The 13083-nt window shown below is 68.4% G+C and carries 12 protein-coding genes and 1 riboswitch; of the genes, 4 read left to right on the top strand and 8 right to left on the bottom strand.

Going from position 1 to position 13083, the window contains the following annotated elements; genetic code table 11:
* Window positions 1–183 precede the first annotated feature (183 nt).
* Window positions 184–2025, bottom strand: coding sequence for a TonB-dependent vitamin B12 receptor (gene btuB, locus ABE546_RS05675; RefSeq protein WP_313220056.1), 1842 nt, complete (start codon window positions 2023–2025; stop codon window positions 184–186).
* Between the two features lie 123 nt (window positions 2026–2148).
* Window positions 2149–2380: riboswitch (cobalamin riboswitch) on the bottom strand.
* Window positions 2381–2532: 152 nt separating this feature from the next.
* Between btuB and ABE546_RS05670 the strand changes: the two genes are divergently transcribed.
* On the top strand, window positions 2533–3111 hold the full coding sequence (locus ABE546_RS05670; RefSeq protein ID WP_313220055.1) for a histidine phosphatase family protein: 579 nt from the start codon (window positions 2533–2535) through the stop codon (window positions 3109–3111).
* Window positions 3112–3148: 37 nt separating this feature from the next.
* Here ABE546_RS05670 and ABE546_RS05665 read toward each other — a convergent pair whose 3' ends face one another.
* Together ABE546_RS05665 and ABE546_RS05660 are read right to left on the bottom strand one after the other, a co-directional pair.
* On the bottom strand, window positions 3149–3520 hold the full coding sequence (locus ABE546_RS05665; protein ID WP_313220054.1) for a TfoX/Sxy family protein: 372 nt from the start codon (window positions 3518–3520) through the stop codon (window positions 3149–3151).
* Window positions 3517–3999 carry a GAF domain-containing protein gene (locus ABE546_RS05660; protein WP_088432024.1) on the bottom strand — a complete coding sequence of 161 codons (483 nt, stop codon included), beginning with the start codon at window positions 3997–3999 and terminating at the stop codon, window positions 3517–3519. The genes ABE546_RS05665 and ABE546_RS05660 overlap by 4 nt, the downstream gene beginning before the upstream one ends.
* A 119-nt stretch (window positions 4000–4118) precedes the next feature.
* On the opposite strand from ABE546_RS05660, the gene bioD reads away from it, so the two are divergent.
* Window positions 4119–4802, top strand: coding sequence for a dethiobiotin synthase (gene bioD / locus ABE546_RS05655; protein WP_313220053.1), 684 nt, complete (start codon window positions 4119–4121; stop codon window positions 4800–4802).
* 3 nt (window positions 4803–4805) lie between these two features.
* On the opposite strand, the gene ABE546_RS05650 is transcribed toward bioD, so the two are convergent.
* From ABE546_RS05650 to msrB, 4 genes are all read right to left on the bottom strand, one after another.
* Window positions 4806–6236 carry a PLP-dependent aminotransferase family protein gene (locus ABE546_RS05650; protein ID WP_313212097.1) on the bottom strand — a complete coding sequence of 477 codons (1431 nt, stop codon included), beginning with the start codon at window positions 6234–6236 and terminating at the stop codon, window positions 4806–4808.
* Window positions 6237–6392: 156 nt separating this feature from the next.
* On the bottom strand, window positions 6393–7136 hold the full coding sequence (gene msrA, locus ABE546_RS05645; protein ID WP_313220051.1) for a peptide-methionine (S)-S-oxide reductase MsrA: 744 nt from the start codon (window positions 7134–7136) through the stop codon (window positions 6393–6395).
* Window positions 7137–7147: 11 nt separating this feature from the next.
* Entirely contained in the window at window positions 7148–8905 is a 1758-nt protein-coding gene (locus tag ABE546_RS05640) for a cytochrome c biogenesis protein DipZ (protein ID WP_313220050.1), read from the bottom strand.
* Window positions 8906–8941: 36 nt separating this feature from the next.
* Window positions 8942–9448 (bottom strand): peptide-methionine (R)-S-oxide reductase MsrB, encoded by a 507-nt coding sequence (msrB, locus tag ABE546_RS05635; RefSeq protein ID WP_313220049.1) that lies wholly within the window; start codon window positions 9446–9448, stop codon window positions 8942–8944.
* Between the two features lie 146 nt (window positions 9449–9594).
* Here msrB and ABE546_RS05630 point away from each other — a divergent pair, with 146 nt between their 5' ends.
* Together ABE546_RS05630 and ABE546_RS05625 are read left to right on the top strand one after the other, a co-directional pair.
* Window positions 9595–10317, top strand: a complete 723-nt coding sequence (locus ABE546_RS05630) for a response regulator transcription factor (protein WP_313212094.1) — start codon at window positions 9595–9597, stop codon at window positions 10315–10317.
* Window positions 10314–11780, top strand: coding sequence for a HAMP domain-containing sensor histidine kinase (locus tag ABE546_RS05625; RefSeq protein ID WP_313212093.1), 1467 nt, complete (start codon window positions 10314–10316; stop codon window positions 11778–11780). Before ABE546_RS05630 ends, ABE546_RS05625 begins: the two co-directional genes overlap by 4 nt.
* Before the next feature lie 16 nt (window positions 11781–11796).
* On the opposite strand, the gene ABE546_RS05620 is transcribed toward ABE546_RS05625, so the two are convergent.
* The gene (locus ABE546_RS05620; RefSeq protein WP_313220048.1) at window positions 11797–13056 is read right to left on the bottom strand and encodes an ATP-binding protein; all 1260 of its coding nucleotides are present in this window, start codon (window positions 13054–13056) and stop codon (window positions 11797–11799) included.
* Window positions 13057–13083 lie beyond the last annotated feature (27 nt).

Here is a 13083-nt window from a genome sequence, read left to right as displayed (position 1 = left end):
TTTGCTGGGGGTATTTTGGGGGTTTAAAACTCTTGGGGGGTGTCCCCCCCCCCGGGCGGCACCCCACCGGGGTAAATTGGGTCCCCACAACGGGGCGCCCCCTGCCGAGGATGATGGAGCATGTCGACCCACGGTCGGCACGTACCGAGGCCGGGAAGGCGGCGGTGCCGCCGCCCCGCGCGCTTATTTCGGCTGGTAACGCACGCTCAGTCGATACTCGCGGCCAGGCTGGTTGTACCAGGCGACGGTTTCGTACTCGCGGTCGAAGACGTTGCTGACCCGGCCCAGTACGGACCAATCGCGGGTCAGGGCGTATTCCAGGCGCAGGTCCACGGTGCCGTAGCCCCCCAGGCGCACCGTGTTCGCTGCATCGTCGTAACGCTTGCCGGCGCCGTTGACGGTGAGGCCGGCGCGGACATCACCCACGCGGCGATCGACGTCCAGGCGTGCGGTGTTCTGTGCGCGGCGGGCCAGCCAGTTGTCGAACTGTGCGCTGCCGTCGGTGCGGTTGCGCGGGTCGGTGTGGCTGAGCTGTGCGTTGAGGTCGAACCCGGCGACGGTGATCGCACCGGTCAACTCGGCGCCGCGGATGCGGGCTTTCTCGACCTGCGACATCATGAAGGTGGTCGCGTCGTAAGTGATCAGGTCATCGATGCGCGTTTCGTATACGTCCAGGCCCCAGCGCCAGCCATCACCCTGCTGGGCGATGCCGATGTTGGCGCTCTTGGATTTCTCCGGATCCAGGGTCGGCACGCCGCTCCACGGGTCGTAAAGGTCGCTGAAGGTCGGGGCCTTGAACGCGGTGCCGTAGCTGGCGTTGAGGCGGAACCCGCGGCCCAGCTCCAGGCCCCAGCCGAGGCTGCCGGTGGTGTGGTTGCCAAACTGTTCGTTGTCGTCGTTGCGCACGCTGGCCTGCAGGTGGTGCGCGCCGAAACGGCCCTGGTACTGCACGAACACGCCGGTGTTGTCGCGGCTGTCGACCAGGTAGCCGGCGCTGCTGCCGTCCAGGTTGTCCTGGCTCCAGTCCACACCGGCGCTCAGCAGCTGGCCGTCAGCGATGCCGATGTCGGCCTGCACCGAGGCACTGTCGCGGTGGGTCTGTGCATTGCCCAGCCAGGTATCCCCGTTGAAGTTGTCCGATTCGTTGTCGGCGCGGCCGACGTTGACCGTCAGGTTGAAGCGCTCGCCCGGCGTGTAGCGCAGCTTGCCGCCGAGTACCTGCTGCAGGGTCTCGGAGTAGTTGTAGTAGCCGTCGTAATGGTTCTCGCCTTCGGCGCGCAGTGCGGTGCCTTCCAGGCTCAACGTGTCCGTCAACGCATAGCCGCCGCGCAGGCTCACGGACAGGTTGCGGTAGCCATCGCGGTCGGGCTCGTCGGCGCCGCAGCCAGCGAAGGGCGACACCGAGCCACGGCAGGCGTTGATGCCATCGGTGTGCTGGTAGGCGATGTCGGTGCCGAACCAGCCACGCTCACCGCTGCCGCCGAAGCCACCGCTGGCCTCGCGCAGGCCGTTGCTGCCACCGCCGAGCTGCAGGTGCGGCGCGAACTGGCCAGCGTTGCGGCGGGTGAAGATCTGGATCACGCCACCGATCGCATCGGCGCCGTACAGGCTGGACTGCGGGCCACGCACGATTTCGATGCGCTCGATCTGCGCCAGCGGCAGGTCTTGGATCATGGCCAGGCCGAGGTCGCCGGTGTTGATGCGCACGCCATCGACCAGCACCAGGGTGTGGGCCGAGTTGGTGCCGCGCAGGAACAGCGAGCTCTGCTTGCCCAGGCCGCCGCTGTTGTTGAGGTTGATGCCGGCACGGCCGCGCAGCAGGTCCTGCAGCGACGGCGCCTGGCTGCGCTCGATCTCGGCGCGGTCGATCACCTGCGCCGGGGAGATGCTGTCCTGCAGGGCGATCGGGGTACGCGTGGCGGTGACCAGCACCTGGTCCAGCGCGGTGGCCTCGTCCTGTGCGGAGGCCACCAGGGGCAGGGCCGACAGCACGGCCAGGGAAAGAACGCGGGTTTGCAGCTTCATCGATGACTCCATGCACCGCGCACGCCCGCGCGGCAAGGGGTGGGGATGATCGCGCTGCAGGGAGGTTCGACGGTGGGCGGGCGCGCGCAGGCGCCTGCTTGCCGCCGCCATGCCCGCCGCATCGCAACCAGTCGTCTTCCAGGCCGGTCTCCGGGCTCGCGGGCCGATGGGGTGCCATCGTGCCAGGCGCCTTCCCATGCCGGAGCACAGTGGCGTGTTGCCTGGTGTTTCCACGCTTACCGTTGCGGGGGCAGCGCCGGAGTGGCGGCGTGGCACAGGGCCTGACGCGTCACCGGCTTCCCGTTTCAACCTGGCGGCATTGCAGCCCCGGGTCACCTGAAAGTGGGCGCAGTCTAAGCCATCGGCCGGGCCCATGGAGCGCACCGGTTAGAATGCGCCTCGCTTTTTCGATGTGATCTCCATGACCCCAACGTGGTTGCAGCACCCCGGCACCGACGCCCGTGACCCGCACTGGCCGGCCGCAGCGGGCAGCAGACGGGGCCGGGCATGATCCTCGATCTGATCCGCCACGCCAGTACCGGCCGCGACGATCATCTTGATGGCCGCACTGATCCAGCACTCCACGAGGGCGCGACCGACGCCCTGTGCGCGCGCTACGCCGGGCTGCCCTGGCAGCGTGTGCTGTCCTCGCCACGGCAGCGGGCGCTGTTGAGCGCCGAGGCATTGGCCTTGCCCCACGCGGTCGACGTGGAGGTCGATGAGGAATGGGAAGAACTGGATTTCGGCGACTGGGACGGGCTCGCGCTGGAGGCGCTGCCGATGGATGCGCTGTCAGCCTTCCATCTGGACCCGCATGCCAATCCACCGCCGCATGGCGAAAGCTGGGGCCACTTCGAACGCCGCATCGCGCGCGGCCTGCATCGGTTGCTGGATGAGCCCGAGCCGGTCCCGACCCTGATCGTCAGCCATGGCGGACCGCTGCGGATGGTGCTGTCGCAGGTGTGCGGCCTGCCGATGGCGATGTGCTGGGCGCTGCGCATCGATCACGGCACGCGGCTGCGCCTGCGCGTGGAGCGCGAGGACGACCGGCTGTGGGGCGAACTGCTGGAGCTGCAGCAGGTATGAGGCGCGCGGCTACCGACGGTGCGTGGGTAGCCGTGGATCAGCGGTTTTCGTCGTCGATCTCGAACGGCGGCGCTTCATCGCCGTCATCATCGCGGTGCTCCACGGTGCGGTCGTAGACCGGACCGGAGGCAGGCGGCGCCTTCTTCAGCGGCTGGTCGGCGATGATCGCTTCGTACTCGGCCACCAGCACGGTGCGGCGCGCTTCCGGCAGTTCCTGCCAATGGCAATCCTGCAGGGCACCTTCCAGCGAGTAGAGCAGGTTCAAGCTCGGTTTGAAGCCGGCGCGGCGCACCTTGACGAAGGCACCGACCGCACCGACCGCCACCAGGTCTTCCGGCGTACGCAGACCGACCTGGCGCAGCCATGCTGCGCTCTTCGGGCCGATGTTGCGCAGCTTGGCGGCACTCATCCCAGTGCCTCGACGAACACGGCGGCGATGGCTTCCAGCCCGGCCTGGTCCTCGGCATCGAAGCGCGCCAGCGAGGGGCTGTCCAGATCGAACACGCCGACCAGGTCACCGTTGTGGACCAGCGGCACGACCAGTTCCGAGCGCGAGGCCGAGTCGCACGCGATGTGACCCGGGAATGCATCGACGTCTTCGATGCGCTGGGTCACCCGCTGCGAAGCCGCGGCGCCACACACACCCTTGTCGAGTGGAATGCGCACGCAGGCGGGCAGGCCCTGGAACGGGCCGACGACCAGCTCCTTGCCATCGAAGAAGTAGAAGCCGACCCAGTTCAGGTGCGGCAGGGCGTGGTAGACCAGCGCCGACAGGTTGGCCGCATTGGCGATGCGGTCGCGCTCGCCGTGCACCAGGGCGCGGGCCTGGGCCAGCAGCTGGCCGTACTGTTCCGGCTTGCTGCCGGTGAGCGTGGAGGTATCGAACATGGCCGCAGTCTACCAAGCGCGGCGGTTGGTTGCCCCCGGGGCCGGCGGAACGCAGCGGACCGCGCCGCAGCGCTGCCGGGACGGCGGATAATGGCGCGTTTCCGCTCCCGGTCGTCTCCATGTCCCTGCCTGCGCCGCGCCCTGCCGCCCTGTTCGTCACCGGTACCGACACCGGCATCGGCAAGACCTTCAGCAGCTGTGTACTGCTGCATGCCCTGCGCCGCCACGGCGGCACCGCAGTGGGCATGAAGCCGGTCGCCAGTGGCTGCGAGCGCACGCCCGAGGGCCTGCGCAACGAGGATGCCACGGCCCTGCGGGCCGCCAGCAGGCCGATGCCCGCGTATGACGACCTCAACCCGTTCGCGCTCGAGCAGCCACTGGCCCCGGAGATCGCCGCGGCAGAGGCTGGCGTGCAACTGTCGCTGGCGCCGATCGAGGCCGCCTTCGCGCGCCTGCGCGCCAGCGCGGACACGGTGGTGGTCGAGGGCGTCGGTGGCTGGCTGGCGCCGCTGTCGGCCACGCTGGACCAGAGTGATCTGGTGGACGCGCTGGCGCTGCCGGTGGTGATGGTGGTCGGGCTGCGGCTGGGCTGCCTCAACCATGCGCGGCTGACCGCCGAGGCGATCGCCGCCCGTGGCGCGCGCTGCATCGGCTGGATTGCCAATGAGGTGGACCCGGGCATGGCGCGCCGCGACGAGAACGTCGCACTGCTCACCGCGCGGCTGCCGATGCCGTGCTGGGGGCGCCTGCCGTATGCGCCGGGTGCGGACCCGGCCCGCCTGGCGGACCGGCTGGTGTTCTGAGCGTCAGCTGCCTGCGCGCACCTGCAGCGCGCTGGCGAGCCGGCCGACCGTGGCAATCGCGCCGGCGAAGCGCTCGTCCAGTTCCTGGCAGCACGACAGGCGCAGGCAATGCCGGTAGCGGGCACCGCGCGAGTACACCTGGCCGGGCATGAACACCACGCCCTCGGCCAAGGCCTGCTCGAACAGCTCCCCGGCATCGATCGCGGGGGGCAGCTCCACCCACAGAAGGAACCCACCGGTCGGCTGGGTGGCCGACGTGCCGGGCGGGAAGTGCTGCGCGATCAGGCCACGCACGTGGCTGACCTGGTCGCTGTAGAGCCGACGCAACCCCCGCAGATGATGCTCGTAGTTGCCGGCCTCCAGGAACGCGGCAACCGCGTCCCCGAGCAGGCGTGATTCGGCGCCGGAAGAATGAAACTTCAGCAGCTGGATATCGGCAGCGAAGCGGCCACCGTCGAGCCAGCCGATGCGGTAGTCCGGTGCGAGCGTTTTGGAGAAGCCGCTGCAGACCATGATCCAGCCATCGCGGTCAAAGCTCTTGGCCAACGGCTCCAGGGGCTCCTTGAACTGCAGTTCGGCGTAGACCGCGTCTTCGATCAACGGCACCTGGTAATGGTTCACCAGCTCGGCCAGGCGCTGCTTGTTCGGCACGGGCATGCTGCCGCCGAGTGGATTGTGCACGGTCGGCATGGCCATGATCGCGGCGATGCCGCCGGCGGCGAGCAGCGCTTCCAGTGCCTCCAGATCGAGGCCGTCCCTCGGATGGGTGGGCAGCTCGATCGCGCGCAGGCCCAGGCTGCGCAGCAGCGGGTAGATGTTGAAATACGAGGGCGCTTCGATCGCGACCGCATCGCCGGGTTGGGTCACCACGCGCAGCGCCAGCTGCAGGGCTTCCATCGCGCCATGGGTGAGCACCAGCCGGTCGGTGGTGGTGTGCAGCCCCAGCCGTGGCCCTCGCTGCACGATCTGCGTCAACAGCCGTGCCGCACCGTTGGGACGTGCGTAGGTCTCCACCGTGGTGGCAGCCCGGCGCAGTACCTGCGCGGTGATGCGGGCCAGCTGCGCACCGGGATAGAAGCGCTTGCCGCGCGGCCCGGCGAAGGCCAGGTCGACGATGCCCGGTTGCTGCTGTGCGGCCAGCACGCGCGCCATCATCGCCTGCTGTGCCGGTGCGGTGGGCGGAGACGGCGCCTGCCGCAGCGACTGCGTCGGTTCGGGCAGACGCGGGCTGACCACGAAGCCGGCCTTGGGCCGCGGCAGCACCAGCCCGGCATCCTCCAGCTGCCGATACGCGGCGATCACCGTGTTGAGGCTGAGGCTGCGCTGTGTCGCCAGGCCGCGCAGCGACGGCAGCCGGGTGCCGACCGGCAAGCGCCCACTGCGGATCGCGTCGGCCATTTCATCGGCCAGGGACTGGTAGAGGTTGGTCGCCATCGGCATCTGCATCCACAGGTATCTGTAACCGTGCGGATGCCAGTCATCTGCATCTGTATCCGCCTCGGGACGCAGCCTACCATGGGCGTGACGACTTCCCTCGCGCACGGCAGAGCGGTGTGTGCCGTGCGTCTTTTCTTCTGGTTCGCCGCGTGATCAGCGCGCCGAAATGGAGGTACTCACCAGGCGCGGCTGCTCGCGGTACAGCGCCGGATACTGCTGCTTCAGCGCGGCCACCTTGGGCAGGTCGTTGATCCGGATATACAGCGATTCCGGATGCAGCGTGAGGTAGTTCTGGTGATAGCCCTCGGCGGCGAAGAACGGCTTGCCACCCTCGACCTGGGTCACCACCGGCGCGGCGTAGGTCCTGGCCTGCTGCAGCTGGGCGATGTAGGCGCGGGTGGAATCGCGCTGCGCGGCGTCGTCGGCATAGACCGCCGAGCGGTACTGGGTGCCGCGGTCCGGGCCCTGCCGGTTGAGCTGGGTCGGATCATGCGCCACCGAGAAGAACACCTGCATCAGCTGACCATAGCTGACCTGGGCCGGATCGTAGGTGACCTGTACCGCCTCGGCATGGCCGGTACCACCGCCGCCGACGCGCGGGTAGGTGGCGTTCGCCGCACTGCCGCCGATGTAGCCGGAGAGCGCATTGTCCACGCCCTTGATGTGCTGGAACACGCCCTGCACGCCCCAGAAGCAGCCACCGGCGAAGACCACCTGTGCCCGCTTCACACCGGGTTGGCGCAGGTCCGCCTTGCCGGTGGGTGGCGGCATCGCCACGGCGGTGGTGGCTGCGGCGGCGAGCGCCGGTCGATCCAGACCCAGCACCACGCTGGCGGTGAGTGCCGCGATGGCGACAGCGATGCCGCCTGCAACGAGTTTGTCGACTGCGATCTTCATGCGATGGCTCCTCACCCAAACGTAAAGGCGTAGGCGCGCACGCCCGGATCGAGGAACTCGATCTCGAAGGTGCGCTCCTGCACGGCGCCGGACTGGCGGATCAGCTGATACAGACGGTTTTCATCCACGCGGCCGTCGCCGTCGGCGGAGATGTCTCCACCGGCTGCTGCGCCCGGCGCCTGACCGTCGATGCGCACGCGGAACCGGACCGGCTTGCCGTCCTCGCCCGGCGCCAGCACCAGGTGCAGGTCACGTGCATGGAAGCGGAACGCGACACGACCGCCGCGCGTCTCCAGCCGGGCGTCTTCGTTGCCCACGGTCCAGCGTCCAGCCAAGGCCCACTGGTTGTGTTGAAGCGTGGCAGGCACCGTGTAGTCGGCAGGCTGGTCCTGGCGCTGGCCACCGGGCGAGGCGAAGTTCTCGGCACGCGCATGGCCGAGGTAGGTCTCCGGCGATTTGAGGTTGTCCATGTCGGCCTGGCGCGCCACGCCGTCCAGCGTCATCGCTACCGGAGCATCGTCACCGGGCAGGGTGTTGCCCGCCTCGCGCAGCAGCTGGCGGATGATCTGCTCGGACTGCGCATAGTTGCCCTCGCCGAAGTGATGCGCGCGGATCCGGCCCTGCGCATCGATGAAGTAGTGCGCCGGCCAATACTTGTTGTTGAAGCCGCGCCAGATGGCGAAGTCGTTGTCGATCGCGACCGGGTAGGTGACCTTCAGGTCCTTCACCGCCCGCTGCACATTGGCCAGATTGCGCTCGAAGGCGAACTCCGGCGCATGCACACCGATCACCACCAGGCCGTGATCGCGATAGCGCTCGGCCCACTCACGCACGTAGGGCATCGCGCGCAGGCAGTTGATGCAGGAGTAGGTCCAGAAGTCGACCAGTACCACCTTGCCGCGCAACGCCTGCGCATCCAGCGGCGGGCTGTTGAGCCAGCCGGTCGCACCGGCCAGCGAGGGCAGGGTGCCTTCCACCGGCAGCGGCTGCCCGGGGGCACCGGCGGTACTCATCATCGCCGCACCGGCGGCGGGTTGCTGTGCTGGCAGCACATCGAGCAGGCCCTGTTCCAGCTTGGCGGTGCTGACCGTGGACAGCCGGGTCAGCACGCCGGTATCCCACCCCATCGCGATGGCGACCACCGCCAGCAGCGCCGCGATGCCGAGCCCGCGGCGCACCCACTCGCCCACGCCAAGACGGCGCTTGAGCGCGGCGAACACGCGCCCGCCGATCCAAATTGCCAGCGCCAGCGAGGTGGCCGCGCCCAGTGCATAGGCGAGCAACAGCCCGCTGGTGCCGACACTGGCGCCCTGCAACGCCGCGCCGGTGAGGATCAGGCCGAGGATCGGCCCCGCGCACGGTGCCCACAGCAGGCCGGTGGCGATGCCGATCAGCAGCGAGGTACCCACGCCCCCCCGGCCCGCGTCACTGGCCGCATCGGCCGAGGCGCTCAGCCGCGCCCCCAGCCGCTGGAACGGCGACAGCAGGCGGTCGGCCAGCGCCGGCCACAGCAGCGCCAGCGCGAACACCGCCATCACCACCAGTGCGATCCAGCGCCCGATCTGGTTGGCCTGCGCCACCCATTGGCTGCTCACCGCCGCCAGGCTGGCGACCACGGCGAACATCAACGCCATGCCGATCAGCAGCGGCAGGCCACTGCGCAGGAACGGGCGGTCCGAGCGCGCGAACACGAACGGCAGCACCGGCAGGATGCAGGGGCTGAGGATGGTGAGCACGCCACCGAGGTAGGCCAGCACGAGCAGAAGCATGGAGAGGTCCTTCTATGACGCAGGGGAGTGCGGCGCTCAGGCCGCGACGAAATTCATGGCCACGCCGTTCATGCAGTAGCGCAGGCCAGTGGGGCGCGGGCCGTCATCGAACACGTGGCCGAGATGGCCCCCGCAGCGCCGGCAATGCGCCTCGACACGGACCATGCCCAGGGTGGTGTCGCGGTCTTCGCCGACGGCATCGTGCAGCGGCGCCCAGAAGCTGGGCCAGCCGGTGCCGCTGTCGAACTTGGTGGAAGAGGAGAACAACGGCAGCGCGCAGCCGGCACAGTTGAAGGTGCCCCGCCGATGCTCTTTGTTGAGGGGGCTGCTGAACGGCCGCTCCGTGCTCTGCCGCCGCAGCACGCTGTACTGGGCAGGCGTGAGCTGTTCGCGCCACTGCGCATCGCTGCGCATGACCTCGAACTGGCGCGCAGGCGCGGCGGGAGCTGCCGGGGCGGGCCCGCTGCAGGCGGTCAGTCCGAACAGGCCGGCCGCGGCAGCCATGCCACCCATTCCAAGCACATTGCGACGTGTGTAACGCATGGCCGATCTCCGGGCACGGGGACGATGCGGCCATGCTGCGCCCGGCCCGGTCAACGAATCCTCACGCAGGGTTAAATTTTCCGTGACACATTCAGGTCGCGATCCGTCGACAATGCCGCCATGCCCTCCTGCCGCCCCCTGAGCCGATGAGCAGTGCCAAGCGCGTCCTGATCGTCGAAGACGATGTCCACATCGCCAACCTGCTGCGCATGCACCTGCGCGATGAAGGCTATGAGGTCACCCATGCCGCCACCGGCGACGAGGGCCTGGCCCTGCTGGAGGCGCAGCCGTGGAGCGCGCTGGTGCTGGACCTGATGCTGCCCGGTGTGGACGGCCTGGAGATCTGCAAGCGCGCCCGTGCGATGACGCGCTACACGCCGATCATCATCACCAGTGCGCGCGCCAGTGAAGTGCACCGCATTCTCGGCCTGGAACTGGGCGCAGACGATTACCTGGCCAAGCCCTTCTCGATGCTGGAACTGGTGGCACGCGTGAAAGCGCTGCTGCGCCGGGTGGAAGCGATGGCCCAGAACGCACGCATCGATGCCGGTGAGATCGAGGTGGCCGGGCTGCGCATCGACCCGGTCGCCCGCACGGCGCTGGTGGAGGGACGACCGCTGGAATTGACTCCGCGCGAGTTCGACCTGCTGTACTTCTTCGCCCGTCATCCCGGCCAGGTGTATTCGCGCATGGACCTGCTCAACCAGGTGTGGGGCTACCAGCACGACGGCTACGAGCACACCGTCAACACCCACATCAACCGGCTGCGCAACAAGATCGAGCGCGACGCGGCCAACCCGCAACGCATCCAGACGGTGTGGGGGCGCGGTTACAAACTGGTCGATGCCAACGAGGGCGCAGGCGCATGATCCGGCTCACGCTGTCGCAACGCTTGTCCGCCGTGTTCTTCGCGCTGCTGTTGCTCTGCGGAGGCGCGCTGTTGTGGATCCAGATGCGCAGCACTGCCGTGCATGAGCAGGAAACCGTGCAGCGCCTGTCGCGCGGGCTGGCCGAGCACATCGCGCGCAGTGGTGAGCTGATGGATGGCCGCGGCATGCGCAATGGTGAAGTGCGCGCCCTGTTCGGCAAGCTGATGGCGGTCAACCCGAGCGTGGAGGTGTATCTGCTCGATGACCAGGGCCGCATCCTTGGCCATGACGCGCCGGATGGTCACCTCAAACGCAGCCGTGTCGATCTGGCGCCTGTGCAGGCGCTGCTGCGCGACGAGCCGTTGCCGATCCTCGGCGATGACCCACGCAGTGCGACCGGCCGCAAGGTTTTCAACGCGGCGCCGCTGTGGGTGCAGGGGCATCAGGCGGGTTACATCTACGTGGTGCTGGTCGGCGAGCAGCGCGAAGCGCTCGCCGCCAATATCGCGGCCAACAGTACGCTGCGTACCACGTTGTGGTCGCTGGCGATCGTCGCCGTGGTGGGCCTGCTGGCCGGCCTGGTCGCGTTCCGCTGGGTGACCCGCCCGCTGCGCCAGCTGACCCGGCGCATCCAGTCCTTCGATGTGGATAGTGCCACCCCGGATGCCGCACCGCCCCCGGCGCCGCTGCGCCCCGGCGAGCGCGACGAGCTGGCCATCCTGCAGCATAGCTTCGGCCACATGGCCCAGCGCCTGGGCGAGCAGTGGCAACAGCTGCGCCAGCAGGATCTGCAGCGGCGCGAGCTGGTCGCCAACATCTCCCACGACCTGCGCACGCCGTTGTCGTCGCTGCACGGGTATCTGGAAACGCTGGCACTCAAAGACGCCACGCTCAGTGCCGACGAACGCCAGCGTTACCTGTCCATTGCCCTGTCGCAGAGTCACAAGGTCGGGCGCCTGGCCCAGGCGCTGTTCGAGCTGGCCCGGCTGGAGCACGGCGGGGTGGTGCTCGACCGCCAGGCCTTCTCGCTGCCGGATCTGATCCAGGATGTGTTCCAGAAGTTCGAGCTGGCGGCCGAGTCACGCCGGCAGACGCTCGGGGCCGACATCCCGCCCGGCGTGCCGCCGGTGGTCGCGGATCTGGCGTTGATCGAGCGGGTGCTGACCAACCTGCTGGACAACGCCATCCGCCATACGCCGGAAGGTGGCCGTATCACCGTGACCCTGCGCGCGGCCGAGGGCGAGGTGCAGATCAGCGTGGCCGACACGGGCCCCGGCATCGCCCCCGAACGGCGCGACACCCTGTTCACCGCGATGCCGGCACTGGGCAGCCAACGACCGGACAGCGGCGGGCTGGGCCTGTTGATCGTGCATCGCATCCTGCAGCTGCATGGGCGCGATATCCGCCTGCTGGAGAGTCGCGACGGGGCGCTGTTCGTGTTCTCGCTGCCGGCCACGCGCTGAGCAATGCGCCGGGGGCTCAGGCGTGTGGCAGGAGCACCCGAAAGCGCGCGCCGCCGAGCACCGAGTCGCATACATCTGCACTTCCACCATGTTTGGTGGCGATGATGTGGACCAAGGCCAGTCCCAGTCCGAAGCCGTCGGGGTGTCGCTGCAGCTGCACATAAGGCTGAAAGATACGCTCACGGTCGGCTGGGGCCACGCCAGGTCCGTCGTCATCCACGGCGATGACCACCCCCGATCCGGCGGCATGCAGGCTCACGACCACCTGACTGACTGCGTGACGCCGTGCGTTGCCGATCAGGTTGCCCAACGCCAGCATCAATGCGTCGCGGTTGGCGATCAGCGTGCACCGATGAGAAGGCTGGAAGCTCAGTCTCGCGGCGCTGTCGCCGACAGCAGGAAAGCGCTGTTCGAGCGCCTCGAAAAGCCGCCAGACATCCAGCCGGTGTGTGGTGACATGTCGGCTGCGACCGAACTGCGCGTAAGTCACGCCGGCAGAGGCCAACTGCTCCAGCCGCGCGACATCGGTCTTCAGGCCGTTCAGCAGCGCTGCCCCTTCCGGGTCGTCATCGGCGATCTGCATCATGGCCAGCGCGAAGCGCATCCGCGCCAATGGCGTACGCGTTTCGTGGGCGACCGCCTGGGACAGAATCCGTTGCCCTTCCATCGCGCCATGCAGTTGCGTGGCCATGCTGGACAGCGCCTCACGCAGCGGCCGCACGAGATGGGTGCTGACGGCGGGGGCCGCGACGGCCAGCTCACCCTGCTGGATCGCCAGCGCCATGTGCCCGAGCGCATAGACATCGCGCCACAGGCGATACACCAGGAAGTACAGCGGGAACGCGATGGCGATGATGAAGATGCTGATCATCACTGCGGCATCCACGTGCTCGCTGTCGTACAAGGCAAGATCGGCCTGCTCGGGTTCGGAGAAATCGCCCAGTACCAACACGTCGGCCGAGCCAGGAAGTCGCTGATAGCTGAAGTGCCCGTCTGGAGACAGCACCAGCCCACCCTGGTCCAGATGCTGCAGCGACGGAACATCCAGTACGTGCGGCGCCTTGGCCAGCGACATGACCTTCAGCGGGTAGGCGAACTGCATTTGCAGGTGCCGGGTCAGCTGCGGCCAGTCTGTCTGCGGCGTGTCGGCATAGCGCGCGTGCAGAAGGTGGTGGGTGCCTTGCAGTTGTGTGCGGATCTGCTGTTCTTCTCCCTGCTCGGTGAGTGACGCCCACAGATACAGGCCCGAGGCGATCAGCACCAGGTAGGCCAGCACGAAGCCCAGGCAATAGCGCAGGAACAG

Source organism: Stenotrophomonas sp. TWI377, assembly GCF_039674525.1.
GTDB lineage: Bacteria > Pseudomonadota > Gammaproteobacteria > Xanthomonadales > Xanthomonadaceae > Stenotrophomonas.
Note: the sequence above shows the minus strand (reverse complement) of the source record. Positions and strands in the feature narration are given on the sequence as shown.